Origin of the sequence: Mycolicibacterium elephantis DSM 44368, assembly GCF_004014805.1 — a bacterium.
Classification (GTDB): Bacteria; Actinomycetota; Actinomycetes; order Mycobacteriales; family Mycobacteriaceae; genus Mycobacterium; species Mycobacterium elephantis.
The window spans coordinates 59,144-85,528 of record NZ_ATDN01000012.1 but is presented as its reverse complement, the minus strand read 5'-3'; the positions used below and the strand labels follow the sequence as shown (position 1 = coordinate 85,528).

At 67.4% G+C, this 26,385-nt stretch carries 28 protein-coding genes and 1 pseudogene; 16 read left to right on the top strand and 13 right to left on the bottom strand.

Annotated elements, in window-relative coordinates; translation table 11 throughout:
* Positions 1 to 172: 172 nt before the first annotated feature.
* Entirely contained in the window at positions 173 to 655 is a 483-nt protein-coding gene (locus tag MELE44368_RS10050; RefSeq protein ID WP_128108333.1) for a hypothetical protein, read from the top strand.
* A gap of 100 nt (positions 656 to 755) precedes the next feature.
* Complete coding sequence (locus MELE44368_RS10045; RefSeq protein WP_128108332.1) at positions 756 to 1,454, top strand: mycothiol-dependent nitroreductase Rv2466c family protein; 699 nt, start codon at positions 756 to 758, stop codon at positions 1,452 to 1,454.
* 39 nt (positions 1,455 to 1,493) lie between these two features.
* Here MELE44368_RS10045 and MELE44368_RS10040 read toward each other — a convergent pair whose 3' ends face one another.
* Positions 1,494 to 2,465 (bottom strand): hypothetical protein, encoded by a 972-nt coding sequence (locus MELE44368_RS10040; RefSeq protein ID WP_128108331.1) that lies wholly within the window; start codon positions 2,463 to 2,465, stop codon positions 1,494 to 1,496.
* Positions 2,466 to 2,517: 52 nt separating this feature from the next.
* Positions 2,518 to 2,859 carry a DUF732 domain-containing protein gene (locus tag MELE44368_RS10035; RefSeq protein WP_128108330.1) on the bottom strand — a complete coding sequence of 114 codons (342 nt, stop codon included), beginning with the start codon at positions 2,857 to 2,859 and terminating at the stop codon, positions 2,518 to 2,520.
* Positions 2,860 to 3,005: 146 nt separating this feature from the next.
* Between MELE44368_RS10035 and MELE44368_RS10030 the strand changes: the two genes are divergently transcribed.
* From MELE44368_RS10030 to MELE44368_RS10020, 4 genes are all read left to right on the top strand, one after another.
* A complete protein-coding gene (locus tag MELE44368_RS10030; RefSeq protein ID WP_128108329.1) occupies positions 3,006 to 4,664 on the top strand; it encodes an NERD domain-containing protein in 1,659 nt (552 codons plus the stop codon).
* A gap of 9 nt (positions 4,665 to 4,673) precedes the next feature.
* Positions 4,674 to 5,222: a class I SAM-dependent methyltransferase gene (locus MELE44368_RS10025; RefSeq protein WP_128108328.1), complete on the top strand. Its 549-nt coding sequence runs from the start codon at positions 4,674 to 4,676 to the stop codon at positions 5,220 to 5,222.
* Positions 5,223 to 5,449: 227 nt separating this feature from the next.
* Positions 5,450 to 5,620: a hypothetical protein gene (locus MELE44368_RS26600; protein WP_164890074.1), complete on the top strand. Its 171-nt coding sequence runs from the start codon at positions 5,450 to 5,452 to the stop codon at positions 5,618 to 5,620.
* A 98-nt stretch (positions 5,621 to 5,718) separates the two neighbouring features.
* Positions 5,719 to 7,371, top strand: a complete 1,653-nt coding sequence (locus MELE44368_RS10020) for an SWIM zinc finger family protein (protein ID WP_128108327.1) — start codon at positions 5,719 to 5,721, stop codon at positions 7,369 to 7,371.
* 94 nt (positions 7,372 to 7,465) lie between these two features.
* Here MELE44368_RS10020 and MELE44368_RS10015 read toward each other — a convergent pair whose 3' ends face one another.
* The 3 genes and pseudogenes from MELE44368_RS10015 to MELE44368_RS10005 all read right to left on the bottom strand — a co-directional run bounded on the left by MELE44368_RS10015 (position 7,466) and on the right by MELE44368_RS10005 (position 10,101).
* On the bottom strand, positions 7,466 to 8,503 hold the full coding sequence (locus tag MELE44368_RS10015) for a DUF2293 domain-containing protein (protein WP_128108326.1): 1,038 nt from the start codon (positions 8,501 to 8,503) through the stop codon (positions 7,466 to 7,468).
* A 126-nt stretch (positions 8,504 to 8,629) separates the two neighbouring features.
* A pseudogene (locus MELE44368_RS27500) lies at positions 8,630 to 8,764 on the bottom strand (hypothetical protein); the annotation flags it as partial.
* 44 nt (positions 8,765 to 8,808) lie between these two features.
* Entirely contained in the window at positions 8,809 to 10,101 is a 1,293-nt protein-coding gene (locus MELE44368_RS10005; RefSeq protein WP_128108324.1) for an alpha/beta hydrolase, read from the bottom strand.
* A 186-nt stretch (positions 10,102 to 10,287) separates the two neighbouring features.
* Here MELE44368_RS10005 and MELE44368_RS10000 point away from each other — a divergent pair, with 186 nt between their 5' ends.
* On the top strand, positions 10,288 to 10,500 hold the full coding sequence (locus MELE44368_RS10000) for a hypothetical protein (RefSeq protein ID WP_241566548.1): 213 nt from the start codon (positions 10,288 to 10,290) through the stop codon (positions 10,498 to 10,500).
* Positions 10,501 to 10,631: 131 nt separating this feature from the next.
* On the top strand, positions 10,632 to 11,708 hold the full coding sequence (locus tag MELE44368_RS26885; RefSeq protein ID WP_206613733.1) for a hypothetical protein: 1,077 nt from the start codon (positions 10,632 to 10,634) through the stop codon (positions 11,706 to 11,708).
* 33 nt (positions 11,709 to 11,741) lie between these two features.
* Here MELE44368_RS26885 and MELE44368_RS09990 read toward each other — a convergent pair whose 3' ends face one another.
* The 6 genes from MELE44368_RS09990 to MELE44368_RS09970 all read right to left on the bottom strand — a co-directional run bounded on the left by MELE44368_RS09990 (position 11,742) and on the right by MELE44368_RS09970 (position 17,489).
* Positions 11,742 to 12,224 carry a helix-turn-helix transcriptional regulator gene (locus MELE44368_RS09990; RefSeq protein ID WP_128108323.1) on the bottom strand — a complete coding sequence of 161 codons (483 nt, stop codon included), beginning with the start codon at positions 12,222 to 12,224 and terminating at the stop codon, positions 11,742 to 11,744.
* The gene (locus MELE44368_RS09985) at positions 12,214 to 12,471 is read right to left on the bottom strand and encodes a hypothetical protein (RefSeq protein ID WP_128108322.1); all 258 of its coding nucleotides are present in this window, start codon (positions 12,469 to 12,471) and stop codon (positions 12,214 to 12,216) included. The genes MELE44368_RS09990 and MELE44368_RS09985 overlap by 11 nt, the downstream gene beginning before the upstream one ends.
* A gap of 135 nt (positions 12,472 to 12,606) precedes the next feature.
* On the bottom strand, positions 12,607 to 14,961 hold the full coding sequence (locus MELE44368_RS09980) for an AAA family ATPase (RefSeq protein WP_206613732.1): 2,355 nt from the start codon (positions 14,959 to 14,961) through the stop codon (positions 12,607 to 12,609).
* Positions 14,962 to 15,084: 123 nt separating this feature from the next.
* Entirely contained in the window at positions 15,085 to 16,668 is a 1,584-nt protein-coding gene (locus MELE44368_RS09975) for a peptide chain release factor 3 (RefSeq protein ID WP_128108321.1), read from the bottom strand.
* A gap of 74 nt (positions 16,669 to 16,742) precedes the next feature.
* On the bottom strand, positions 16,743 to 16,871 hold the full coding sequence (locus MELE44368_RS27305; RefSeq protein WP_264031623.1) for a hypothetical protein: 129 nt from the start codon (positions 16,869 to 16,871) through the stop codon (positions 16,743 to 16,745).
* A 270-nt stretch (positions 16,872 to 17,141) separates the two neighbouring features.
* Positions 17,142 to 17,489, bottom strand: a complete 348-nt coding sequence (locus tag MELE44368_RS09970; protein WP_128108320.1) for a hypothetical protein — start codon at positions 17,487 to 17,489, stop codon at positions 17,142 to 17,144.
* Positions 17,490 to 17,572: 83 nt separating this feature from the next.
* Between MELE44368_RS09970 and MELE44368_RS09965 the strand changes: the two genes are divergently transcribed.
* A complete protein-coding gene (locus MELE44368_RS09965) occupies positions 17,573 to 18,247 on the top strand; it encodes a hypothetical protein (RefSeq protein WP_128108319.1) in 675 nt (224 codons plus the stop codon).
* A gap of 9 nt (positions 18,248 to 18,256) precedes the next feature.
* Here MELE44368_RS09965 and MELE44368_RS09960 read toward each other — a convergent pair whose 3' ends face one another.
* Positions 18,257 to 19,273: a TIGR03617 family F420-dependent LLM class oxidoreductase gene (locus tag MELE44368_RS09960; protein ID WP_128108318.1), complete on the bottom strand. Its 1,017-nt coding sequence runs from the start codon at positions 19,271 to 19,273 to the stop codon at positions 18,257 to 18,259.
* A 38-nt stretch (positions 19,274 to 19,311) separates the two neighbouring features.
* On the opposite strand from MELE44368_RS09960, the gene MELE44368_RS09955 reads away from it, so the two are divergent.
* The 7 genes from MELE44368_RS09955 to MELE44368_RS09925 all read left to right on the top strand — a co-directional run bounded on the left by MELE44368_RS09955 (position 19,312) and on the right by MELE44368_RS09925 (position 25,251).
* Positions 19,312 to 19,665: a Fe-S protein gene (locus MELE44368_RS09955; RefSeq protein WP_128108317.1), complete on the top strand. Its 354-nt coding sequence runs from the start codon at positions 19,312 to 19,314 to the stop codon at positions 19,663 to 19,665.
* A gap of 42 nt (positions 19,666 to 19,707) precedes the next feature.
* Positions 19,708 to 20,457, top strand: a complete 750-nt coding sequence (locus MELE44368_RS09950; RefSeq protein WP_128108316.1) for an SDR family NAD(P)-dependent oxidoreductase — start codon at positions 19,708 to 19,710, stop codon at positions 20,455 to 20,457.
* Between the two features lie 102 nt (positions 20,458 to 20,559).
* Positions 20,560 to 21,015: a cyanase gene (cynS, locus tag MELE44368_RS09945; RefSeq protein ID WP_128108315.1), complete on the top strand. Its 456-nt coding sequence runs from the start codon at positions 20,560 to 20,562 to the stop codon at positions 21,013 to 21,015.
* Between the two features lie 94 nt (positions 21,016 to 21,109).
* Positions 21,110 to 23,521, top strand: coding sequence for a nitric-oxide reductase large subunit (locus tag MELE44368_RS09940; protein WP_128108314.1), 2,412 nt, complete (start codon positions 21,110 to 21,112; stop codon positions 23,519 to 23,521).
* Positions 23,518 to 24,150, top strand: a complete 633-nt coding sequence (locus MELE44368_RS09935) for a hypothetical protein (protein WP_128108313.1) — start codon at positions 23,518 to 23,520, stop codon at positions 24,148 to 24,150. Before MELE44368_RS09940 ends, MELE44368_RS09935 begins: the two co-directional genes overlap by 4 nt.
* Entirely contained in the window at positions 24,150 to 24,965 is an 816-nt protein-coding gene (locus MELE44368_RS09930; protein WP_128108312.1) for an SPFH domain-containing protein, read from the top strand. Before MELE44368_RS09935 ends, MELE44368_RS09930 begins: the two co-directional genes overlap by 1 nt.
* Entirely contained in the window at positions 24,958 to 25,251 is a 294-nt protein-coding gene (locus tag MELE44368_RS09925) for a hypothetical protein (RefSeq protein WP_128108311.1), read from the top strand. The genes MELE44368_RS09930 and MELE44368_RS09925 overlap by 8 nt, the downstream gene beginning before the upstream one ends.
* Here MELE44368_RS09925 and MELE44368_RS09920 read toward each other — a convergent pair.
* Entirely contained in the window at positions 25,248 to 26,264 is a 1,017-nt protein-coding gene (locus tag MELE44368_RS09920) for an esterase family protein (protein ID WP_409366113.1), read from the bottom strand. The two genes, MELE44368_RS09925 and MELE44368_RS09920, sit on opposite strands and share 4 nt — an antisense overlap.
* Positions 26,265 to 26,385: the final 121 nt, after the last annotated feature.

Below are 26,385 nucleotides of genomic sequence, written 5' to 3'. Positions count from 1 at the left end.
TCTCCGAAGGATCTTGGCGTTGAACACGTCAATCGCGGACGAATATAAAGTCACCACTCCACCGGTGCGAACGTCGCCCGGCGTGAAGCGCGGCGGCTTGACCGCATCCACATCTCCGCCTGAGACAGCAAAGGCGACAGAAATTGTCTGTGGTCGTTACTAGAATAGCTATATGCAGGCAGCAACCAGTATTTACCCTACATTGAACCGTGATCTGGCTCGTCTCAGCAACATGGATGACTGGCCGCAGCGAATCCACACCCAGATTCCGATCGAGGGCGTCGGCGTCGTTCATGTCATCACCGAAGTGGACCCCGACGACCCGGGGTACGCGTTCAGCGACGTGACCCTCGCGCGCTATCGCGACGGCGAACTGGTCGAGCACATTCCGCTCGTCGGTTCCGTATGTGAAAGCTTGGTAGCGCGGTGTATGCACGAGCACTGGTGCGATGTGGAGCGAGCCATCAGGTGCGTCCATCGCGATATGGAGGTCCTGTGCTTGCTGGATATGGACTGGGAACTGGACGACGACGAAAGCCCGCCGGACCAATCAGCTGAGGGCGCCGATCCCGGGGAGACGCCGCGAGTGCTCGCGCTGTACGAACGGGCTTTGGGCCGGTCTGTGCGGATCCCTGATCTCCACGGCATGTTGTAAATACCGAGGCCGCGGGCCCGACAGTGGGCGATGGCCATCGACTCCGACACGAGCAGCTGGCAGGATGGCGACCAACTGCCGCCCACTCTGAGGTTTCGCTGTGACCAATCGCCCTGTCTCCGTTGACTTTCACTTCGATGTGATGTGCCCGTTCGCGTATCAGACGTCGCGCTGGATCCGCGAGGTGCGCGATCAGACCGGCCTCAAGGTGAACTGGCGCTTCTTCAGCCTCGAGGAGATCAACCGCGAGGAGGGCAAGAAGCACCCCTGGGAACGGGAGTGGTCCTACGGCTGGTCGATGATGCGCATCGGCGCGCTGTTGCGCCGGCGGTCGATGGCCGACGTCGACGCGTGGTACGAACGCGCGGCCCGCGCCCTGCACGTCGAAGGTCTCAAACCGCACGAAAAAGACGTCGCCCGAGCGCTTCTGGCCGAACTCGGCTTCGATCCCGGCCTGGTGGACCAGGCCATCGCCGACCCGACGACCAACGACGAGGTCTTGGCCGATCACCAGCGCGTCGTCGACGCCGGCGGCTACGGCGTGCCGACGCTGTTCTTCCCCGACGGGCAGTGCCTGTTCGGGCCGGTGCTCATCGACCCGCCCGTCGGTGAGGCGGCGCTGCGGCTGTGGGACGCCGTCGTCGCGTGGACGGAGTTCCCGTACCTCTACGAGCTGCAGCGGCCGAAGACACCCGCCGACCAGCAGGCCATCACCGAGACTTTCCGCCCGTACCTGCAAGCCCGCGACTGGGTGTCGATCAACCGAGGCAAGGTCATCAATTTCGACACACCAGAGTGACCCCGCGGCGCGGTCCGCGGGTCCGGCCATTACACGACGTCAGTCTCTCGCGGCCGCCTCGATCTGCTTACAGATTCGCTCCATGAGCCGGTCGTCGGCGACGATCTCCAGCACGACTGCGCCGAGATAGACATCGTCGCTCGGTGCGTGACGCAGTACGTCGGGCATGCCCTCGACGATTTCGACGAGTTCGTCGATGCACGCCCGGAACCCGTCGAGCGGGATACCCATCAGGTGTGTGCAGTCTGTCAGCAGCCCGCTGTACGCCGACGGCACGCTGACATCACGGCAGCGCTCGGCGAGTTCGACGAACCGCTCGTGAAAGTCCATCATCCGATTGGCCACGTGCAGGATTCCGTCGGCGTCGGCGAGATCCTCGTCGTCAAAGCCGATCACGTCCTTGAACGCCGGCGAGTGCATGAACGACTCCAACCGTTCGGTGAGCTCGCACACGTCGTCGACGCAGTCCTCGAAGTAAGCCGCGACCTCCCAGCCGCTCCGCAGGTGCCGAATCGGCGCCGCAGAGTAGTTCAGCTCGCAATCGCGCAGGCGCGGCCGCACCTTCGCGTAGCGTTGCACGAGTACCGACACAAAGGCCGCCCACGTCCATCCCGTCGGCCTTTCTCTCAGCAGGACGTCGAGATCCTCTGCGGTGTATGCGATGGCAGCGTAGGGCTTTTCATCCTCGGCCGTGCCGGCCGGCGGAATGTCGGGCTGAGGCGTGATTGACTTCATCAACTCCGCCCCCTCGACGCCGTACACACCCCGGGTGTCGCCCCGCAGCGCCCAGCGATGCTGTCGATCGGCGCGATACGCCAGGATCTCGGCTTCCCGCTCGGCGGCCAGCCGGCGTTCCTGCTCGCGGCGGATCAGCGCCCGGATCCCGAAGAACAGCCCGATCGCCGCCCCCACACCGACGATGACCCAGTAGTAGTTGATAACCACCCAGATCAGCACCAGCACACCGAAAAAGGCCGCCGCGCCGCCGGAATCCGAACCACGCCTTGCCATCACGGCCGCCCCAGCCCGTCGAACCCACCGGTACACATCGCCACACCCGCCCCTACAGCGGCTGGGTGTAGCCGATGCCGCGCGCCCACTCGACGACCGCCGGCTTGGCGTCCAGGCACATGGTGTCCACCGCCGCCAGCAACACGATCGCCGCCTCGGCCGGCGCGAACCCCGTCCGCTGCAGCTTGCCCAGCACCGCGGGCGGCGCCACCCCGAAGCGCAGCTCGTGACACAACTCCTTGCCGATGTCGATCATGTCGAGCACCGAGGTGTAGTACACCCCCATGCCGTCGAGCTGCGCGATGAAGTCGTACTCGTCGGCCTGCGCCGGAGCCGACAACGCCACTGCTCCGCACACCGCGAGCACGCTCGCGATTCCCCCACGTCCGCGCATCATCCCCCCTTGATTAGCGCTTCCGAACCGACGGTAACCCCACCCACCGACAAGTCCGCTGCCTCGCTGCGGGCGCATCGTCGAAACCGCGAACCCGCATATTTGTCGGCCGACCGTTCTACCCTGCAAGTCCGTGGGGGAACACGATGACGATGACGCCTGATGAAACGCCCCGCTTGGCCAACGCCGCCGAGCGGCGGGTCTACCAGTGCCTGACCGCGCAGCTCGAGCCGAACGACGCGGTGATCGCCGGCCAGCGCGTCACCGACCACCTCAAGGACCACGAGGTCGACTTCGTCGTCGCGATCGAGGGCGCGGGGATCGTCTGCCTGGAGGTCAAGGGCGGCGACGTCTGGCACGACGGCGAGTCCTGGTGGCAACGCCGCCGCGGGCATGAGCACAAGATCAACCCGGTCCGCCAGGCCCGGGAGGCCTGCTACGCCCTGCGCGAGTTCATCGAGAAGGACGACCGCTGGACCCAAAATCGGCTGCGCTGGGACCACGTCGTCGTCTTCCCCAACGCCGAGATCGCCGCGGACTTCGCCCTGCCGGAGTGCCCGCGCTGGAAGGTCATCGACCGCAACGACCTGTCGACGCTGGTCGACAAGCTCAAGTATGTGCTCATCAGACAGGAAATCGATCGTCCGCTGCTGAGTGCCGAGGGCATCGAGCAACTCTCAACAGCGCTGAGCGGCAGGGGATTACCGCAACGCAGTATCGTCGCGCGCGCGTTGGCCAACGAGGACTCCGCCGACGCGCTGACCGAGCACCAGGCCGTGATCCTCGACGCCATACAGCTGCTCAACCGGGTGGAAATCCGCGGGGGAGCGGGCAGCGGCAAGACGTTTCTGGCGATGGAGCAGGCCCGCCGGCTCTCGGGGAAGGGTCAGCGCGTCGCGCTGGTCTGCTACTCGCACGGGCTGGCGTCGTATCTGGAGCGCATCTGCGCCACCTGGCCGCGACGCCAGCAACCTGCCTACGTCGGGGAGTTCCACGACCTCGGCAAGTTGTGGGGCGCCCCGAAAGGGCCCGACGAGTCGCTGCGCACCGAGGAGACCGTCCAGTTCTGGGAGCACGACCTGCCGCTGCAAATGACCGAGTTGGCCACGCAACTGGAGCCGGGGCATCGGTTCGATTCGATCATCGTCGACGAGGCCCAGGATTTCGCCGACGCCTGGTGGGACCCGCTGTTGGCCGCACTCAAGGACGATGAGACCGGTGGCATCTATGTGTTCACCGACGAGGGCCAGCGGGTGTTCAACCGGTTCGGTGCGCCGCCGGTGCCGTTGGTGCCGCTGCTGCTCGACCACAATCTGCGCAACACCCGCCAGATCGCCAATGCGTTTCAGCCCCTTGTCGATCATCCGATGCGCTACCTCGGCGGGGAAGGGCCTGCGGTGCAGTTCATCCCGTGCACCCGTGAGGACGCGATGGACGTCGGCGACGATCATGTCGAGCGGCTCCTGGAGGAGGGCTGGCGGCCCGAAGACGTCGCGCTGTTGACCACCGGCAGTCGTCATCCCGAACAGGTCGAGCGCCAGAAAGCCGGCCACCGCGCCTATTGGGACAGTTTCTGGGACACCGACCAGGTGTTCTATGGGCACGTGTTGGGGTTCAAAGGCCTTGAGCGACGGGCCGTGGTGCTTGTCGTCAACGAGGAGGCCGCGTTCGACCGCTCCCGCGAGCGGCTCTACGTCGGATTGTCCCGTGCCCGCGACCAACTCGTGGTGTGCGGCGATGCCGGCTTCATCCGGGACGTGGGCGGACCCGACCTCGCGCGGCGGCTGAACCTGCCGTCGAGTTAGCGTGCCCGCATGAGCGAGCTGGACCGCGATCGCTGGGAGGAGCGCTACCGAAGTCGCGCCGTACCACAGGCGGACGAGGTGAGTCTCCCGGCCGTGTTCGCGCCGTTCGAAGACCTGTTCCCGACGAAGGGGCGAGCACTCGAATTGGCATGCGGGCAAGGGCGGGCCAGCGTGTGGCTCGCCTTACGCGGCATGGACGTCTGGGGAGTCGACATTTCGCCGACAGCCATCAGCCAGGCGCGAGATCTGGCTGCGCGCAGCGGTGTCGGCGATCGGTGCCGATTCGACGTCGTCGACCTCGATAGCGGTCTGCCCGCGGGCCCGCCCGTCGACGTCGTCCTCTGTCACCGGTTCCGGGACCGGCGGCTGGACCAACCGATCATCGAACGGCTCGCACCCGGTGGGCTGCTGGCGATCTCGACGCGAAGCGTCGTCGGCGCCGGACCGGGGCGGTTCCGGACGGCGCCAGGGGAGTTGACGACCGCGTTCGCCCAGTTGGAGAACATCGCCTCGGGTGAGGGCGACGGCGAGGCATGGCTGCTCGCCAGAAAGCCCTGATTACCTGCGGATTTAGGCTCTCCGCACTTCATCGTCGCCGTAGTTGTCGGTGGCCGTGTCTATGGTCGAGGTGTTCGCGCGGATCAAGGGGGGATGATGCGCAAACGTGGATTCGTCGTGGCTGTGCCGGCGGGGGGCGCCTGTACCGCTTTTCAAGCTGGCCGTCGCTCGCGATATGGCCTGAGCGATACTTTCAAATATTGCTTAGATAAACTCGGGTGCCTGAAATGACCGACAGCGGCCTCACGACGGCCTTTCTAGATCTGCCTGTCACAGTGAGGGTCTGGCAGCTGCTGCTCATGCTCGTCATTGCTGCGGTCCTCGGCTATGCCATCCGCTACGCGCAGGACAAAGAGAACGAACGCGGTCGCGACGACGACGAACCGACCTGGCACTAGCCCCTGATCGAGCGCACGTTGTCATGACCTAGAGACTGCAGTGGTCTGGTTGAGGCATCCGGGGGCGAGTTCCCCGACCAATGGGGCACCATGGTGCCATGACGCTCTCCGAGACGATGCTGCGCAACATCGCCGGCGATGTCGTTTACGCCCGGGGCGAAGACTACGTCCGTTACGTGCGCGGATTGCGCGTCACCAACGTCAAGGCCTACGCGTCGATCCAGGCCAAGAACGTCTACACCGTGGAGTTGGACTGGTCGGGTCCGCGACCCGTCGGGACCTGCACCTGCCCTCACCACGCCGACGGCAACTTCTGCAAGCACCTGGTCGCGACCGGCCTCGCTGTGATCGACTCCGGGCGGGTCGCCGTCGACGACGATCCCACCCTGGGGCTGGAGGCGGTTGTGGAGGCCATGAGCGTCGACCAACTGCGCCAAATGGTCATGACGCTCGCACAACGCGATGACGGATTGCGGCGCATGCTGGAGCTTCGCGCCAAGACCGCCTCCGGCGACGACGCGCAGGCCAAGGCGGAGCTCGAGGCCTATGTGCGAAACACGTTGAGGTTCCGCGGCTTTATCGACTACCGGCGCTCCTTCGAGGTCGCGGCCGTGGCCAGCGAAATGCTCGACGAACTCGAAGACCACCTCGACGTTGGTGCTGCCGAGATCGTGCGCCCGGCGTTGCTGCGCGCGCTGACCCGGCTACGCAAGATCATGGAGCAGGCCGACGACTCCTCAGGCTCGATCGGTGATCAATGCCAGCGGGCCGTCGGCCTCTACGCGCGGGCCTGCCGGCTGGGCAACCCGGACCCGGTCAAGCTCGCCACATGGCTAGTCAACTTCCGGGCCGACTCGCCGGGGTGGCCGAACGTGACTTTGGCCGACTTCGTCGATGCGTTCGACGAGCGGGCCCTCGCGACGTATCGGCGCGCCGTGACAGCGCTGGACCGCGAGCTCGCCGGTCTTGATCAATGGAAGCGGCACGAGGTCGACGCAATGCTGTTGGAGCTCGCCGATCACGACGGCGATGTCGACCGGGCCATCGAGTTACTCAGCCAAGGGCAACACCCTGAGTACGGCACGATCGTCGACCGGTTGCGCGCGGGCGGACGCGCCGCGGAGGCGCTGACATGGATCGACCGCGCGGTTGCCGACGGATGCGTCACCAGCTACGCCGGAGGGACCGCGTACCGACTGAGTCCTGACGACGTCGCCCGGACTTACCGCGAGCTCGGCCGCATCGACGACGCAGTCGCCGTCCTGCGTGCAGATTTCGTTCGACAACCGTCTGTCCAGACTTACAGTGTTCTCCGGGATTTCGCCGCTGGCGTCGACCGCACCGAGACCGAACGCGACTGGGCCTTTGAGCACGCACGCGAACTGGCCTCAGACCGTTTCGCCGCCGGCGCGGTCCTGGTGCAAGTCTGCCTGAGCGAGGGGGATATCGACGCCGCGTGGCGAGCCGCGGACCGTTACGGCGCCGGCCGGGCGTGGCGGGAACTAGCGGACCGGGGCGCCGAGGCCCGGCCCGTCGCGGCGGCAGACCTGTACCGACCGCAGCTCGAGAGCGATCTGCGCTACCCCGACTCCACGTGCTATCCGGGCATCGCCGAGACGTTGGCAAAAATGGCGCGACTCTACGAGAAGGGCGGTCGCAGCGCAGATTTCGCGTCGTTCATCGCGCAGATCCGCAAAGACTACGGCAGGCGGCCGGCACTGATGAAGGCGCTGGACGCCGAAGGGCTCTGAAACCCCTGAGCGAACGCATGCGCCGCGAAATCTGCACCAGGGTCGTGATGCGGCTCGGAGCACAGCCCTGGCGCAGAACTCGACGACCGCGAGCTCAGCCAGGCCCGTCGAGCGTCACCACGCCGCGGCGCCACGCGTCGAGCACGTCCTCCACGCGCGTATACACCTGCGCGCGAGCCGAATCGCGGTCGTAACCGGACATCAGCAGGTCGTCGTAGTCGGTGTCGAGATGGCGCACCGACGCCGCGACAGCCAGGCGCACCGCCTCGCGGTCCAACGAGCGTCCCGCCGCGCTTCGCCCGGCCCGCCCACTGCCCCGCGCCGCGGCGTGCAGCGCGATGGCCTCGGCGCGCTCGGCCGGACACCCCGGAAACTGTCGGCGGATCGCCGCGGCGAACTCACCGCGAAACTCCTCGTCCTCCACGGCCCGCCGGCTGCGATCCCGCTCCCTGCGCCGGGCGCGCGCGTCCGCGTCGGACAGGCATTCCTGCGCCGCCTGCTCGATCGCGGCCGGTTCCACCAGAACCCCTTGCCGCTCATAGCGTTTGCGTCGTCGACTCCACCGCACGACCACCGCCGACAACCGGCTGGCCTTGCGTGCGCGCCGCGTCAACGCCGCGTCGCCGGACGGCAGAAACTCAAGATGATCCAGGTCCGCGCAGTCCAGGCACAACGTGCCCTTCGGGTCCTTGACGAGTAGGTCGCCGGGCTCGTCGCACGCGTCGCACACAAACGAGTCGTGCGGTGAAATCACCACGATGTCCTGCGGCCGTTGGCGCGGGCGCTCGGAGACGGGGTCCGGTCCGCCGGGCAACCCCCACTGAGTGCGGTAAGCGCGCTCGGTGTCGGGATCGCCGCCCTCACTGAATTGCCGGTCCCGGTAGTCCATTTCGTACGGGTGCAGCTCGCGGTCGCGGGCCCACTGCTGCACCGCTATCAGCGCCGCGCCGAGCTTGTCGGCGTCGACCCCCGCGCACCGGGCGAGCACAGGGACACGACCCATTTCCCAGCGCTCGACGTTGACCTGCGCCAGCCAGCCCAGGCCGACGAGGACGTCGACGGGGCTAACGAAGCCGTGCTCGGCCATGGTCGCCTCGGCGATGCGCGCCACCCGGGTGTGAAGGGTCGCCATGATGCCGTCCGACTACGCCGGCCTGCGGGTGCTCTGAAGACGGTCCACGATCTGCTGTTGCCCGGCGGCCATGACGTCGAACTTGCCGCGTATCTCCATGAAGCCGTTGTCGACGTGGGTGCCGGTAACGTCGCGGTCGGCGGCCCCGGCCAGCACCCGCGTGGCCGCCGCGTCGTGCTCGGTGGCGCGCACCCGCCCGGTCAGGCCCTGCACCTGCTCTTCGAGCGCGCTGACGCGTGATTCGAGGTCTCCGGAGTCCACGCGTCGAGCCTAGCGGCGATTTCCGGGCATCGACTGCACCGATTTCACCCGGCGCTGACGTCCTCGGGCCGTGCCGCCGCCTGCCAGTCCGCGTAGATCTCAGCCAGGAACTGCTCCACTGCCACCGCGGCGTGCGCGGCGCGCGCCGAGCCGAACATGTCGAAAGCGTGCTGCGCGAACGGCAATTCGGCATACACCACCGGTTGCGTGCTGACGTCGTGCAGCTTGGCCACGAACGCGCGCGCCTGCTCGACGGGCACCAGCGAGTCGTTGGTCCCGTGCAACACGAAGAACGGTGGCGCGTCCGCGCTCACGTGGTTCACCGGCGACGCCTCGGCATACGTCTCGAAGCTAGTCTGGTGCGGCTGCTTGATCACCATCTGCTCGAGCAGCTCGGGCATCGACGGATGCATCGCGTCGTCGAAGCGGGTGAAGTCGTAGACCCCGTAGAACGGCACCGCGGCCTGCACGCGGGTGTCGACGTCTTCGAAGCCCGGCTGGAACCGCGGGTCGCCGGGCGTCAGCGCGGCCAGCGACGACAGGTGCCCGCCGGCCGAGCCGCCGGTGATCGCGATGAACTCGGGGTCGCCGCCGTACTCGGCGATGTGGGCCTTGACCCACGCGAGCGCGCGCTTGACGTCGACGATGTGGTCGGGCCACGTGTTGCGCGGGCTGTGCCGGTAGTTGACCGCCACGCAGATCCAGCCGAGCTCGGCCAGGTGGCTCATCAGCGGATGCGCTTGTCCGCGTTTGTTACCCGTCACCCAGCCGCCGCCGGGGACCTGGAAGAGCACCGGCGCCTTCCCGTTGCGGTCGAGGTCCGGACGCCGCCAGATGTCGAGATGATTGGCGCTGCCGTAGGGGCCGTAGCTGATGTCGCCGTCGTGGGTGTAGTCGCGGTAGATCCGCAGCATCCGCAGCGCGCCCGGGCTCTTGGCGGTGCCCGCGCCGGCGGGTCGACGCCACAGGCCCGTCGAGTCCGTGCGGCGATCGGCGCCCAGACCGCGGTCCAACGCTTCCTTCAACGGGGTACCGGCCCGGTGCGCCGCGCGGTTGAAGTTCAGCAGGCCCACCGCTGAGATCGCGGCGACCACCCAGGCGATGATGCGCACCGGCCGGGTCAGCCGGCGCCCGGTCAACGCCAGCCCGGCGAGCTGGCTTGCCAGCGTCTGCAGGGGGAGTTCGCTGACCACCAGGCCGTACCCGAACGAGACCATCGACGGGTAGCCCTTACGCGCCAGCGGCCGGTAACCGTTGAGGGTGGAGGCCGCGGTCATTGCCGCGACAGCCAGCGCCGCCACCTGCCGGGCGATGTGAAGAACTCGATCTTTGCGCATCCTGTCACCATACGAGGCGCCGACGGCGCGGCTATGGATCGGCCGTCGGACCGGCCTCATCCACAGCCACCTCATCGGCCGGCACCATCAGCGGCCGTCGCCCCTTACGCTGATCGTCGTGGGCATGCTCGAGGATCACCAAGCGCGGATTTCGGCGCTGGAGGCAGCGCAGGGGATTACCGCGCCGTGTTGACGGCGATCAACGCGCTGGGCGTGAACCAACGGGACCACACGGCTCGTCTAATCGGCGTCGAAACCAGGCTGACCGGGGTCGAAACCAGGCTGACCAGCGTCGAGAATGAACTGGCTGATTTCCGTCAGGAAGCCCGAGCCCGATTCCGCTCGGTGGATGAGCATCTCGCCGAGATCAAAGACTTGATCGTCGGCCGTAACAGCTGATCGCACCTGGCGGTGCTTGTCAGTGCTTGTCGGTGCCCGCGCGTACCGTCCGCGACATGAACCACGGACGCAGACGACGCCAGGCCAAGCGGGTGCGACGGGACGCACGGCGTCGAGGCCAACGTGACACCGTGGACGAGTCACCCCTGGTGCCCCTGATCCGCGAGTTGCTGTCCACGCGTCGTCCGCTGGAGTTGCTTGCCTTGGCCAGCGCCCTGATTCGCGCGGCGGCGCCCGACCCTGTCACGAGGCTGAAATCCCCTCGCCGCGACCCACTTTGGCTCGATCAGGTGGTCACCGGTCTGATCGACGTGCCATGTCGCGAGACGACGACACTGCTTGCGGTGCTCGCCGAACTGCTCATCGACGACGAGGACCTACGGGCGCGGTGCCGACAACATGTCGCCGCGCGGGACGACATGGTTCCGGCTTGGGCTCGGCGACTCGGGGACATCGACGTCTACCGAGCGGTGCGGATGCCGCACGTGCTCGGCGATGCCGACCAACTACTGATCGGCGCGCGGCTCATCGGCGGTCACGAGCTGACCTGCCTGGTGTACATCGACCACAACCTGACGTCAGCAGCCACCGACGTGCTCTTCCTGCAGAATTCGATCGCCAACGTGCTTCGCGCCGCGGACCACCCCGATATGGGCGTGGCCGAGATGAGCCTCGCCGACGCCCGGGCCTGGATCACCCAAGGCCTCGAGCACCCGCTGATCGGGTTCGGGGACGACAGCGGGTGGTTGTGGCCAGCACTGCTCACCTGGCTGATCCGGCAGTTACCCGACAACGGGACGAGATATCTGCCGCCCGCGGTCGATTTCGCGCAGAGCGAGGATCTGCTGGACGCGTTCTTCGCCTCACCGTCGGGCGCGCCGTTCAATGCCTGCGAGTATCGGGAGCTGGCGCTCGAGCTCCTGCTGGATACCGGCACTGGCGATCCGCTGCGCTGGAGCCCAACACGCGTCGAGCATGCGTTAGCCGCATCGTCGTACGGCGACACCTACATGCCGATCGGCACCGTCCTCAACGTGCCCGAGATCCTGCGCGCCTACATTCCATTTGCTCACGCGCGGAGCGGGATCCGTGCAGAGCTCACCGCAGCGGCAATCGCCGTCGTCGACCGGATGGCGCAGTCATACAAGCGGGAGGTGCTGGAACGGGCTGCGGACTGGGGTGAAGACTTCGGCGCCGACGCATCGTAGAGGCCGTGTCAGATCCGGCTCAACGCCGTGCGATCAGGTGCCGACGCGTGAAGGGCGCCCAGGCTTGCGTGCCCAAGTCGCATGGAATTTCCGAACCGCTGAAGCGTCCCACACTGCGCCACCGCGTAGTTCAGCCAGCGGCGCGGGAAATGATGGCATCGACCGCAATTGGTGAACACGCTGGCGTGCGACGCCTAGCTCCTCGGCAATCTCGGCGGCCGACATCAGCTCTGGCATGGTCGGCGACTCCGCGAGTACAGCATGCAGCGTTTCCCGCGCAATCGAAACCCCAACCAGCTCAGCGTTGATCACGCTGGTTACTTCACTCATCATCTTTTCGCCCGCAGCCAGCATTGGGAGGTGGCCGTCGCCATACACCGTCACGTTGACACCTACGCCCGGCCGGCGTGCGACCAACGCATCGACCGACTCCAAATCATCGGTCCACTGCTCCATCATTTCGTCGGTCGGATCAAGGTCGAACGCATAGGTGATTACCCAGTCGTCAGTCGTCACGGTTCGGCCTCCTGCGCTGTGCCCGTCGTTCCTTCTTGCTCGGAGCGGGCCACGGAAGACCCGCCTTCTTGACTGCGGTGAGCACGTCCAGGCGCCGCCGGTGTGGGTTCCGCGGTGTTGCCGGGTAGCGCACGATGTAATTGCCGGCCAGGTCGAAGAACCGGCGGTAACCCTCCTTGTCAACCTCGACAGTCCACCCCTGCGACACCGCCCACTCGACGATGTCACCGATGTCGTCTCTACCCATAATGAGAATTCTCTTGCGGATTGTCAATAGTTATTCCGGAGGGCGTGCGTTCGCAGCAACCGTCTTGTCGGGGACCTGCTCGACAAGCTCGACGCTACTTTGACGGTCTGACAGGCGACGCCCAACAGCAAGGAGTCACCGGCCCGCCAGCCATGCGAAGAACTCCTCGGCGCTGAACACCGCCTTGCCGTACTCCTGCGCCTTGCGCGCCTTACCGGACTGCGTCCCGGCCTCGGCGGTGATCAACACCTCGCACCGTGTCTTGGTCACCGACCGTACCGGCGCCAGGCCCGCCGACGCCGCCAACCGTTCCATCTCGTCGCGCTCCACCACCTGCCCGGTCGCATCCAAAGCCGTTCCGGTAAAGCAGATCCGGGCGCCCGGCACCAACGTCGCGTCGATATCGTGCCGCGAAGCCGTTGCCGCCCCGCTCATCACGTCGACGCCCAGCAGCACCGACGCCTCATGCAGGCGCGCCACCACCTCATCAGGCAACAGCGCGCGTGCCGCCGCGGCCCGCAGCTGGTCGGCCACCGACTGGCGGGCCGCCGCGTCCCACGTCGTCGCATCCCCGGTGTCGACCTCGGCGGCCGAGAGGTGGCCCAGCACCACCGCCCCGACCCCGCGGCTGACCCGAAGCAACGCCGACAACCCCGGCCGATGCTCGGCCGACGGCGTCGGGGTCGCGTGGTCGCGGCTGACCAGCAGCCCCGACACCAGTTCGGCCTCCTCGGGTTCCTCGAACGCCGACGAGCCGCCCTGGGCGTCGGTCGATGCGTGCGCCTTCAGCGCCGACTGCGCCCGCTCCAACGCCGTGCGCCCCGTCACCGGCACCCGCCCGAGCTCGACCCCGAACGGCATCACCGCCACCTGCCCCAGCCGCTTGAGCTCGAAGTCGATCAACCCCAGCGTCTCGTCCACCCCGACGCCGACCGGCGTGCACCCCGCCAGCATCGGTGCGATCACCGCCCACGCCTCCCGAAGCGTCGGCGCCAGCAGCACATCGGACACGCTGATACCGAACGCATTTCGCGCATCAGCGAGATCACGCTGCGGGTTGATCAGCGTCGACAACCCGGTGCCGTCGTCGAACGCCACCGCCAACTCCACCGGCCTCGGCCGCGACATCCGGCCCTCGTCGCCGACCGTCAGCATGCCGATCGCGCAGTAGCGCCGCGCCGCGGCCCGATCGCCCGAGTCGCGCAGAAACCGCGCGATGCGCCGGTCCGTCTTCAGATCCTTCGGCAGCACAGGACGTTTCAGCACCAAACCGGCCAACGACGTGCACCGGCTCAACGCCACGTAGAGCTGACCGGTCGAGAACATCCCGCCGGTGAGGTCGACGACCAGGCGGTCCAGCGTCTGCCCCTGGCTCTTGTGGATCGTGATCGCCCAGGCGAGCTTGAACGGCAGCTGCGTGAACGTGCCGATCACTTCGCGACGCAGCGAACCGCCCTCGATCACCGGGCGCGTCGCCTCCCACGTGAAAGGCGTGACGTCGGCGCATGATCCGTCGGCGAACTCCACCTCGACGACGGCGCCGTAGCGATTGTAGTCCACGCCGACCACGCGCCCGATCGAGCCGTTGACCCACCGGTCGCCCTGGTCGTTGTTGAGCATCATGACCTGCGCGCCGACCTTGAACCGCAGCTCGTCCTCGATCGGCTTGTCGAAGAGCGACAAATCCCCGGATTCCCGTGCCCGGTGTATCAGTTCGTCGCCCGGCAGCCGTTCGAGGTGCTGACGGTTGCGTGCCGTCACCAGCCGATTGGTCGGCGCCAGCGTCAACCAGAACTCGCCGTCCGGCGGTACGAACTCGGCGTCGGCGCGGGCGTTGAGTTGCTCCTGGGCGTGCCCGAGCAGCACGCCTTCGCGAATCTCGTTGAGTATCGCCGTCATCCGGTCATCACCAAGCTGCCGGAACACCGTTGTCAGCGAGACGGTGGGGAAGTCCTCCGGCGTGAACCGCCGGGCCGAGAAGAAGTACGGCGTCTCGTAAACGGTGGAGAAGTAGGCCTCTTCACCGTCGCTGATCACCGGTGGCAGCTGGTACAGATCGCCGACCAGCACGATCTGCACGCCGCCGAACGGCGTTCCAGGCTCGGGACCGAACCGCTCCAACGCGCCGGCGACCATGTCGAACATGTCGGCGCGCACCATCGACGCCTCGTCGATGATCAACGTCTGCAGCGACGCCAGCGTCTTGGTGAACCGGCTTGGCCGGTAGTCACCGCTGCTGACGTCGGCCAACGATGTGGTGGTGCGGAACCCGAACAGCCGGTGGATGGTGTAACCGTCGACGTTGAGCGCGGCGATACCGGTCGGCGCGACCACCACCACGTTGCGGTCGGTATTGGCCATGAAGTGGCGGATCAGGGTCGACTTGCCGGTGCCGGCCTTGCCCGTGAGGAACATGTGCCTGCCGTCGGCCAGCAGCGCCAGTGCGTGCCGGAACTCCTCGGTGAGGATGATCTCGCGGTCCAGTGCCATCGGCTCCAAGTAAACCGTGTGCGCTTGCGACGCTATGCACGAGATTGAAACCAGGGCTGTGACGGCGACACAACAGCCCTCAGCGCAATCTCACCCATAGCAACATCCCGAGCACATCCACGGCTACATCCCCGCGGCCACCAACGACCCCAGCGCAACGTCGGGGTTGTCGCGCTGAAAGCCCTCCAGCCGCCACGGGGTGGAAAACAGCACGAGCATGACGCCGTCGGTGCGGGTCAACACCTCGGCGGAGACCTGCTTGTCCATGAACTCGGCGTCCTCGGGGGCGACGACCCGCGCGACCTGGTAGGGCAGCGACTCCAGCGAGATCGGGGCGCTGAGCTCGGTGGCCATCCGGTGCGACGCCACGTCGAACTGCATCGGGCCGACGGCCGCCAGCACCGGGGCCTGGTCACCGCGCCGGTCGGAGCGCAGCACCTGCACCACGCCCTCCTGCTCGAGCTGTTCGATCCCGCGGCGGAACTGCTTGTGCTTGCTCGGATCGGCGTTGCGGGCCACCGCGAAATGCTCGGGGGAGAAGCTCGGAATCGGCGGAAATACCACGGGCACATCGCGATACAGCGTGTCGCCGGGGCGCAGCGCGGCCGCGTTGGCCAACCCGATCACATCGCCCGGCCACGCGGTGTCCAGCGTCGACCGGTGCTGACCGAACACCGATTGCGCGTACTTGGTGACGAACGGCTTACCGGTGGCGGCGTGGGTGAGCACATCACCGCGCTCGAACGTCCCCGAGACCACCCGGGCATACGCGATGCGATCGCGATGCGCGGAGTCCATGCCGGCCTGCACCTTGAAAACGAAAGCGCTGAACGCGGATTCGGTGCCGCGCAACACCCCGTCGACGTCGACCGCGCCGGCCGGGGCCGGTGCCAGCTCGATCAGCACATCGAGCAGCTGGTTCACCCCGAAGTTCAGCGCCGCCGAGGTGAACAGCACCGGAGAGGCTGCGCCGCTGAGGAACTGGTCGCGGTCATAGTCGGCGCCGTCGGCCGACAGCAGCTCGGATTCCTCGACGGCGGTGTCCCAGTCGTCACCCGCGGCGGCACGGGCGTCGACGGCGGCGATGTGTTCTTCGGGCGCCACGGTGGCCCCACCGGCGGTGCGGGTGAACCGGATGAAATGACCATCGCGACGGTCCAGCACCCCCTTGAAGTCGCCGGCGATACCGACCGGCCAGGTCAGGGGAGTGGGGCGCAGCCCGATCCGGTCGGCGATCTCGTCCATCAACTCCAGCGCGTGGCGGCCGGGCCGGTCCCACTTGTTGATCACCGTGATGATCGGGATGCCCTGATGCTTGCACACCTGGAACAGCTTCAGCGTCTGCGGCTCAAGCCCTTTGGCCGCGTCGACCAGCATCACCGCGCAGTCGACGGCCGTCAGCACCCGGTAGGTGTCCTCGGAGAAGTCGGCGTGGCCGGGGGTGTCGAGCAGGTTGATGACGCAGTCGCGGTACGGGAACTGCAGCGCCGTCGACGTGATCGAGATGCCCCTGGCCTTCTCCATCTCCATCCAGTCCGACACCGTGGCGCGTCGGCCCGCCTTGCGGTGCACCGCGCCTGCCTCGGTGATGACCCGGGCATGCAGGGCCAACGCCTCGGTCAGCGTCGATTTGCCGGCGTCAGGGTGGCTGATGACGGCGAAGGTTCTGCGCCGGGCGGCTTCGGCGGCGAGGGCGTTGTCGGTCATATCGGCAGCGATGATATTTCGCCGCGGAGCCGATTCCGTAATCGCGACCGACAAGCGGCCCCGACACCGGGCCGTCAGACGATGTAGACGAAGTGGGCGGCGATCAGGGCGACGATGGCCAGATCGACAACGTAGGAGCCGCCGGGGCCTGCCGCGACGGCGGGATACGTCGTGATGACCGCTTTCGTGGCGGTGTCGATCACCGTTACCGTGCCAACCCTGGACTTGCCGCGGTGTCCGACGCCTCCGGTTCGTCGGCCGGTTCCGGGAGGGTGTCTGTTCCTTTCGTTCGTCGACGACGGTGATCCCCGACGAGTCGCGCCCGGTCGCCGCGGCCGGGGCGCCCTCGACCTGCGGCGTCGTCGAGTCGTCAGGTGCGCTCGTCGTCGCATCGGCGCCGCTCGACACCGAGTGCCACCGCCAGCGCGCCGACCCGTCCGATATATCTCGCGTGTCCCATCGCTGTTCCTTTTTTACGCGTGGCGGTCCCCGCGTGGCGGCGAACCATGAACTCGCAACAGAGAATTGGCGGCGTCCGCGTTGATCAGGGCTTCGACCCCCACGCTGATGCGGTCGGCAGGCAGACCGGCCTGCTCGCACACCTGCCGCACGGCTTCCAGCGACGGCGCCCAGAACAGGCTGTAGAGCACCTCGTCGGTGCGCGCGCACAGCGCCAACAGCAGCCGCACATCGGCGCGGGCGGAGGCCGCGGCGGCGTCGAATTGCGTCAGCGTCTCATCGAGTGTTCCCGGCCCCGGCACGATCCGCGGCCAATAGCACTCGGCCAGGTACCACCCGTCCGACGCGTTCGTGGTCATCACGGGGTTTGACGTTAGGCAGGGAGACCACCTGCTGAATCAGGGATGTCCCTACGGTTACCTTTTGCTGTCCCTACATCGCTTCGTTGACTTGGGCATCTGAGCCGGCCGGATTTGTCCCGACGGGCACCGCGCTGACCATGCGCACCATGCTTGGCGCATACGCCGGCCGCGAAGAACAGACCCGCGCGGACGCCGAGGCCGCGCTGACGGCCAGCATGCGTTGCGGCGCGCACATTTTGGCGGTGTGGCCGATCACGGCCCTGGCTTTCCTGGAACTCTCGCTGGAGAACCACGAAGCCGCGCTGACCACTCTCAAGCCGCTGCTGCGGCAGCTCGACAAAACCCCGGACGCCCTGGAGATCTGCACCGCCCCGTTCGTCGCCGACGCGGTCGAAGCGTTGATCCGCGTCGATCAGCTCGCCGAAGCCGAGACGCTGATCGAGCGCCTCGAGCGCCGGGGCCGTCTGCTCGACCGGCCTCGGCTGCTGGCCGTCGGGGGACGGTGCCGCAGCATGCTATTGGCGGTGCGCGGGGAGGTCGGGGCCGCCACGAAGGCCGCGCGGCAGGCACTCGCTCACCACGAACGGTTGCCGATGCCGCTGGAACGCGCTCGCACACAACTGGTTTACGGTCAGCTCAATCGGCGGCAACGCCGCCGCAACGATGCGAGCGCCGATATCGGTGCGGCGCTGCGGTGTTCGACGATCTCGGATGCGCGCCGTGGGGCACTCGCGCACGGCACTGGCCGGTGCGCTTGACGCGCTGGACTAGGAATCCGCGATCCGCTGCGCGACGGCGCCGTAGCGTTCGATCCGTTCGGGATCGGCCAGCGAGTTGTACAGCACGATGCGCGTCGCCAGCCCGTCGTATTTCTCAATCAGCGCGTCCGCCAAGCCATCCCACGTCGATTCGGTCGCGAACTTCGCGATGTGCTCGTCGGTGATCTGTTCGGCCATGCCCTTGAAGTCGCCGGCCTTCTGCTTCTCGCGGATCCGCGCCGTCGTCCCTTCGAAACCCGCCTCGTCCCAGATGAACGCGTAGTTCGGGGTGCTGCCGTAGAAGCTCATGCTCGCCCGCACCAGCTCACGCTCGCGGTCGCGTTCCTCGTCGCTGTCGCCGACGATCGTCATCACCGGCACGATCACCGCGACGTCATCGGGGGAGCGGCTCGCCTTCTCCGCTCCGATCGCGATGTTCGGCACGACATGGCGCCAGATGTATCCGGGCTCGCCCAGCGGGTGCACATGCACCCCGTCGGCCACCTCGCCGGCCATCCGCAGCATCCACGGATTCACCGCCGCCACATCCACTTTCGGATCGGGTGCGTCGATCGGCCCGGGGCTCCACTGCGGGGTGATGAAGTCCAAGTCGTAGAACTCGCCGTGGTGGTCCAGCTTGCCGGTGCGAAACGCCGTGAAGCACGCCTTGACCGCCAACACGTAGTCGCGCAGCCGCGGGCCCGGCCGCTCGAACTCCACCCCGTAGCGCCGCACCACATGCGTGCGCACCTGCGTGCCCAGGCCCAGTCGGAAGTTGCCTGCCGAGGACTCCTGCAGCTCCCAGGCCGTCGCCGCCGTGACGAACGGGCTGCGCGGAAACGCCACCGCCACCCCCGTCGACAGCTCCAGGCCCGGCGCCGCCTGCGAGGCGATCGCGACGTTGAGATACGCCGTGCGTCCGGTTTCGGTGAACAACAGCCCGGAGAAGCCGGCCTCCTGCGTGCGCCTGGCGAGGTCGCCGGTTTGGGCGAGGGGCTGCGGGGTGGTCATCGCGTCGACAAACATGGGACGGACGCTACGCCGTTGCGGCTATGCTCTGAACCATGGACCTACTACGCAACGTAGTTGTACTGCTGCACATCGTGGGGTTCGCGGTGACCTTCGGGGCCTGGGTGGCCGAGGCCGCGGCGCGACGGTTCCGCACCACCCGCGCCATGGACTACGGGCTGGTGTTGTCGCTGATCACCGGCCTGGCGTTGGCGGCGCCGTGGCCGGCGGGCATCGAACTGAACTATCCGAAGATCGGCGTCAAGCTCGTCATCCTCGTCGTCCTCGGCGGGGTGCTCGGCATGGGCAGCGCGCGCCAGAAGCGCACCGGCGAGCCCGTGCCGCGGCCGATGTTCTGGTCGATCGGCGTGCTGTCCTTCGCGGCCGCCGCCATCGCCGTGTTGTGGTGACGCTCACGGAATAAACGACCGACCCCCCGGCTTTACGCCGGTATGACCAACACACTCACGGGCAAGGTCGCACTCGTCACCGGCGCCACCGCCGGGATCGGGTACGCCATCGCCCTACAACTCGCCGCAGAAGGCGCCGAGGTGATCGTCCACGGCCGCAACGCCGAGCGCGGCGCGAAGACGGTTCAAGATATCGAAAATGCCGGTGGCAAAGCACGATTCGCCGCTGCCGATATCGCCGACGCCGCCGATGTCCGCAGGCTCGCCGAAGAGGCCGGCGACGTCGACATCCTCGTCAACAATGCGGGGGTGTACCGCTTCTCACCCACCGTCGACACCACCGACGCCGACTTCGACGAGCTGATCAACACCAACCTGCGCGCGCCCTACGTGCTGGTGCAGAAGCTCGTGCCGGGCATGATCTCGCGCGGCGGCGGCATGGTCGTCAACGTCAGCACCGTGGCGGCGAGCACGCCCGCCGCGGACGCCGGCATCTACGGCGCGAGCAAAGCCGGCCTCGATCTGTTGACCAAGCTGTGGGCCGACGAGTTCGGCGCCGACGGGGTACGCGTGAACGCCGTCTCGCCCGGGCCGACCCAGACGCATGGCACCCGCGACCTCGGTGTTGACCTCGTCGAGGGGCTGGGCCGCACAACGGCTTTGGGTCGAACGGGCACGCCGGAGGAGATCGCCAACGCGGTGACGTTCGTCGCCTCACCGGCCGCCAGCTACGTCAACGGCGCGAACCTGACCGTCGGCGGCGGCCTACAGGCGATCCGCCCCGCCGCCTAACACTGCTCGCGAAACGTACACCAGGGCTGTCGGATCGTTGGCGATCGCGACCCTGGTGTACGTCTCGCGAAATATCGGGAACGAACGCGGCACGATGGGGCCATGACGACCCGAGAAGAAATCACCGAACAGATCGTGACCGCCCGCCTCGCGAAGGGCCTGACCTGGCAGCAGCTCGCCGACGCCATCGGCAGGCCGGTCGTGTGGACCACCTCCGCGCTGCTCGGCCAGCACCCCATCCCCGCCGAGTCCGCGCGAACCCTCGTCGACATGCTCGGCCTCGACGAGTCCGTCGTGCCCGCGCTCGCCGCGGTGCCCATGCGCGGCGGCCTGCCCACCGCGGTGCCCACCGACCCCACCATCTACCGCTTCTACGAGGCCCTTCAGGTCTACGGCGGCGCGATCAAGGAGCTCATCCACGAGGAGTTCGGCGACGGCATCATGAGCGCAATCAACTTCAGCGTCAACGTCGAGAAGAAGCCGCATTCGTCCGGCGACCGTGTCGTCGTGACGTTCGACGGCAAGTTCCTGCCCTACGACTGGACCGCCGCCGACTGAACCGCGCCCGGAATCGCCAACATCCCCAATATCTCAACGCTTAGGGCTATTTTGACCATCAGAATGCTCTGAATCTCAACCCCGGGGGTTTGGCATGACCGAGCAGTTCCTGGAACCTCGCCCGACCAAGGCGGAGCTCGCGATCTCGAAAGGGTGGGTCCAGGGCGTCGCGCTTGTCATGGTCTTCGGCTTCCTGATCATGGGCGTGCTCGCGGCGCGGACTTACACCGACTCGATGCCGCTGCCGCAGCGGGTGGTCGGCCCGGACGGCCAGACCCTGTTCACCGAACAGCAGATCACCGAGGGCCAGCAGATCTTCCTGCGCCGCGGGCTGCAGCAGTACGGCTCGGTGATGGGTCACGGCGGCTACCTCGGCCCCGACTACACGGCCGAGTACCTGCGGCTGTCGGCCGACCACGTCGGCGACGCCCTGCGCGACCGCGGCGTCCAGGACCCCACCGCCGCGGTCGTCGAGATGATGCGCACCAACCGCTACGACGAGGCCACCGGCACACTGCAGTTCACCGCCGAACAGGTCGCCGCCTTCGAACGCATCCGCGCCCACTACGCCGACATCTTCGGCACCGACTCCACCGAATACGGCCTGATCCCGCGCGTCATCACCGACCCGCAGGAGATCAACGACCTCACCGCGTTCTTCGCATGGACCGCCTGGGCTTCGGCCGCCGAGCGGGAAGGCCACTCCTATTCCTACACCAACAACTGGCCACCCGAGCACCGCGTCAACAACACCCCGACCGCCGACATCCTGGTCTGGTCGGCGATGTCGCTCATCGCGCTGCTGGCCGGGCTCGGCGCGCTGTTCGCCCTCTACGGCCGGTGGAGCCGCAAGATCGGTTGGCACGCAACCGAAACCCCGTCGCTGGCGTTCCGTCAACCCGGCCAGGTGCAGATCACGCCGTCGCAGAAGGCCACCGCCTGGTTCTTCCTCGTCGTCGCCGTGCTGTTCCTCGCCCAGGCGGTGCTGGGCGGCGCGATCGAGCACTACCGCGCCGATCTGAGCACCTTCTTCGGCATCGACCTGGCCCAGATTCTGCCGTTCAACCTGGCGCGCACCTGGCATGTGCAGCTGTCGCTGTTGTGGACGGCGGCGTCGTTCCTGGCCGCCGGAATCTTCTTGGCGCCCATCATCTCCGGGCGTGAACCGCGACGGCAGCACTGGCTGGCCTACGCGCTGCTCGGCGCGCTGTTCATCGTCGTCGCCGGCACGCTGACGGGCACCGCGCTGAGCACCTTCGGCGTGGACTGGGCCAAGGGTTCGATCTTCTTCGACCAGCAGTGGGAGTACCTCGACCTGCCGAGGTTCTGGCAGATCCTGCTCGTCATCGGGCTGTTCGTGTGGATCGCCATCATCTTCCGCTCGATCCGGTCACGGCTGAAGACCGAGAGCAAGATCAACATGCCGTGGCTGTTCTTCTACGCCGGGCTCGCGATTCCCGCGTTCTATGCGGTCGGCCTGCTCGCCGGCACCGAAACCCATCTCACCGTCGCGGAGTTCTGGCGGTTCTGGGTGGTGCACCTGTGGGTGGAGGACTTCCTCGAGCTGTTCACCACGGTCATGGTCGCCTACATCTTCGTGATGCTCGGCGTGGTGCGGCGCAAGATCGCGATCCAGCTGATCTTCCTCGACGTCATCCTCTACTCGATGGGCGGCGTCATCGGCACCATGCACCATCTGTACTTCTCCGGAACTCCGGTGGAGCACATGGCCCTTGGCGCGTTCTTCTCCGCGATGGAGGTCATCCCGCTGACGTTCCTCACCGTCGAGGCGTGGACGTTCCTGCAGCTGGGTTCGCGCCAGCAGTCGCGCAGCAGCGCGCCGTTCCCGCACCGCTGGGCGGTGATGTTCCTGGTCGCGGTCGGCTTCTGGAACTTCGTGGGCGCGGGCGTGTTCGGGTTCCTGATCAACCTGCCGATCGTGTCCTACTACCAGATCGGCACGGCGCTGACCGCCAACCACGCACACGGCGCGATGATGGGCGTGTACGGCATGCTGGCCGTCGGGCTGGCGCTGTTCGCGCTGCGCTACATCATCCCGGCTGACAAATGGCCCGACAAACTGGCCAAGATCTCGTTCTGGAGCCTCAACATCGGGCTGGCCTGGATGGTGTTCGCGACCCTGCTGCCGCTGGGCGTTCTGCAGCTGTGGCATTCGGTGAACGACGGCTACTACGAGGCCCGCTCGCTGGGCTACATCGCCCAGCCCGGCAACGCCGTGCTGGAATGGCTGCGCATGCCCGGGGACTTCCTGTTCATCCTCGGCGGCGTGCTGCCGTTCCTCTGGATCGCCTGGCTCGGTGTGCGATACGGCATCAAGGCGGCGACGCACACGCTGCCACCCGAGACGCTGTTCGTCGAGGAGCACGCCGAGGCCGAGGAGGACCGCACCGGGCTGGCCACCGCGGGCGGCGGCGGAACGTCGCGTTACGCCTCGGACCGGCGGCCCCCGGCGCCCGACGACCGCGACACCGGGGCGAGCCCATGACCGCGGGCATCGAAGCCGCCACCTGGCTGACCATCGGCTACGCCGCGCTGCTGGTCCTAATCGCCTACGGCATCGACACTTTCGCCCGCCGCGCGGCGGCGACGGTGGAGGGGCACCGCAACGGACCGTTCGTCTACCACGAGGATCACGACGCCTGGCTGTGCCCCGAGGACCAGTGGCTGTGGCCCACCTCGTTCGACCCGGACAACCGCGTCATGCGCTACCGCGGCAGCCCGTCGATCTGCAACGCCTGCCCGGTCAAGCACACCTGCACCACCTCGCAGGACGGCCGCGAGATCAGCCGGGCGATCGACAGCTGGCCCGCGTCGGAGGCCGCGCGTTTCCACCGCGGAATCGCCTGCGCTGTCAGCGCGATCGCGGTGATCTGGCCGCTGGCGATGGCGCTCGCCGCCAACACCGTGCCCGAGGCGCTGCTGTTGATAGGGAGCGCGGTGGCCGCCGGGCTGGTGTCGCTGCCGCTGTGGTCACACCTGCGCCGTACCCCGGCCGTGCCCGACGGCGTGGTGTTCCAGTCCCTTGACGACAACCTCGATGAGCGAAACCGACTGGCCGAAGCCGAACTCCGCCGTCGCACCACGTATGCCTCCGATCGACGGGAGCCACGCTGATGGGCGCCTGGGTGGTCGTGGTCGTCTTCTTGGCCGTCGTGTTGGTGGGCGTGGCGATCGCGTCGCTGCGCATCATCAAGGAGTACGAACGCGGGGTGGCGTTTCGGCTCGGCCGGCTGCGCGGACCGCTCGGGCCGGGCATCGTCGTCGTGCTGCCCGGCGTCGACAAGCTGGTCCGCGTCGACCTGCGCACGGTGACGCTGACCATCCCGCCGCAGGAGGTCATCACCCGCGACAACGTCACCGCCCGCGTCAACGCCGTCGTGCTGTTCCGGGTGGTCGACGCGACGAAATCCGTGATGGCCGTGGAGAACTTCGCGGTCGCCACCTCTCAGATCGCCCAGACCACGCTGCGTTCGGTCGTCGGCCGCGCCGACCTGGACACCCTGCTGGCGCACCGTGCCGACCTCAACGAGGACCTGGCGGCGTCGATCGCCAAACAGACCGAGCCGTGGGGGATTCAGGTCGAGGTGGTCGAGATCAAGGACGTCGAGATCCCCGAGATGATGCAGCGCGCGATGGCCCGCGAGGCCGAGGCCGAACGGGAACGCCGCGCGAAGGTCATCAGCGCGCACGGTGAGCTGCAGGCCTCCACCGAACTGCGCGACGCCGCGATGACGCTCAGCGAGAGCCCCGCGTCGCTGCAGCTGCGCTATCTGCAGACCCTGCTCGAACTCGGCGCCGATCAGAACTCCACCGTCGTGTTCCCCATCCCGATGGACATCGTGCGTCCGTTCCTCGAAAGCACCGAACGCCCAACCGATTCCACGGGCGACGGCATCTCGCATATCAGGAGAGTGAGGTCCGATGACTAGCGCCCCACCCGATCAAGAACCTCTCGACGACGGGCGTCCCGTTGTGCTCGAACCCACGCCGCCGGGGATGTGGCCGACCCTGCTCGGGCTGGCGGTCGCGGTGCTGGCCCCGCTGTTCGGCTTCCTGGTCGGCGGCATGTTCGGCCCGGGCACGATCGGCGACACCGTCGACCCGATGTTCCTGTCGCTGTTCACCGGCATCGTGATCGGCGGCATCGGCCTGCTCGTCGCGTTCGCCGGCGGTGCCCGGTGGTGGAAGCACCTGCACCGGCAGGGCGAGGCCTAACCGACCGGCGCCGGCGGCGGCAGCGCGGGCGGCAGCATCGGCGCGCCCGGCACGGGCACGGGCGGCGGGGGAGGCACCGGCGTGGTGAGGATCCGCACCAGATCCGGTTTCATCGCCTGCAATTGGGCGCCCCAGTAACCCCAGCTGTGCGTGCCGTTGGGCGGGAAGTTGAACACCGCGTTGCGCCCGCCGGCGGCCAGGTACTTCTCCTTGAACTCCTTGTTGGTGCTCAGCGTGATGTTCTCCAGGTACTGCGCGCTGAACTGGGTGCCGAAGTCCCCGCCGGCGTCGAGATCGCTTGTCGCGCCGTTGCCGCAGTAGATCCACAGCGCCGTGCGGTTGGCCACCAGCCGGTTGATGTTGAGCATCGGGTCGTTGCGCTGCCAGGCCGGGTTGTTGGGCGGACCCCACATGTCGACCGCCTCGAAGCCGCCGGCGTCTTTCATCGCGAACCCGATCAGCGTCGGCCACAACCCCTTTGACGGGTTGAGGTAGCCCGACAGCGACGCGGCGAAGATGAACTGCTGCGGATACCACGCCGCCATCGTCAACGCCGCCCCGCCCGACATCGACAGGCCCACCACCGCGTTGCCGCGAGGGTCCTGTCCCTTGTTGGCCGCCAGCCACGTCGGCAGTTCACGCGTCAGGAATGTCTCCCACTTGTATGTGACGGTGCCCTCGCTGCCCTTCGCCGGGGCGTACCAGTCGCTGTAGAAGCTCGACTGCCCGCCGACCGGCATCACCACCGAGATCCCCGACTCATAGAACCACTCGAACGCCCCGGTGTTGATGTCCCAGCCGTTCTCGTCCTCGCGGGCGCGCAGGCCGTCGAGCAGGTACACCGAATGCGGTCCGCCGCCCTGGAACTGCACGGCGATGTCGCGGCCCATCGCCGGCGACGGTACGCTCAGCCGTTCCACCGGAAGCCCGTCGCGCGAGTACGCCGCCGCCTGCGGCGCGACGACGGCACCAGCGGCGGCCAGCGTCACCGCGGCGCCCACCACCGCGCACACCCGGCGCGCAACCTGCACGAATCCGTTCGTCACCGCGCGAAAGTAACAGCCACGCCGTCGGTGTCCGTGCCCCCGCGCGGGGCAGTGATCACCTTGTTACCTTGCCGTTGGCGCTGAGGTA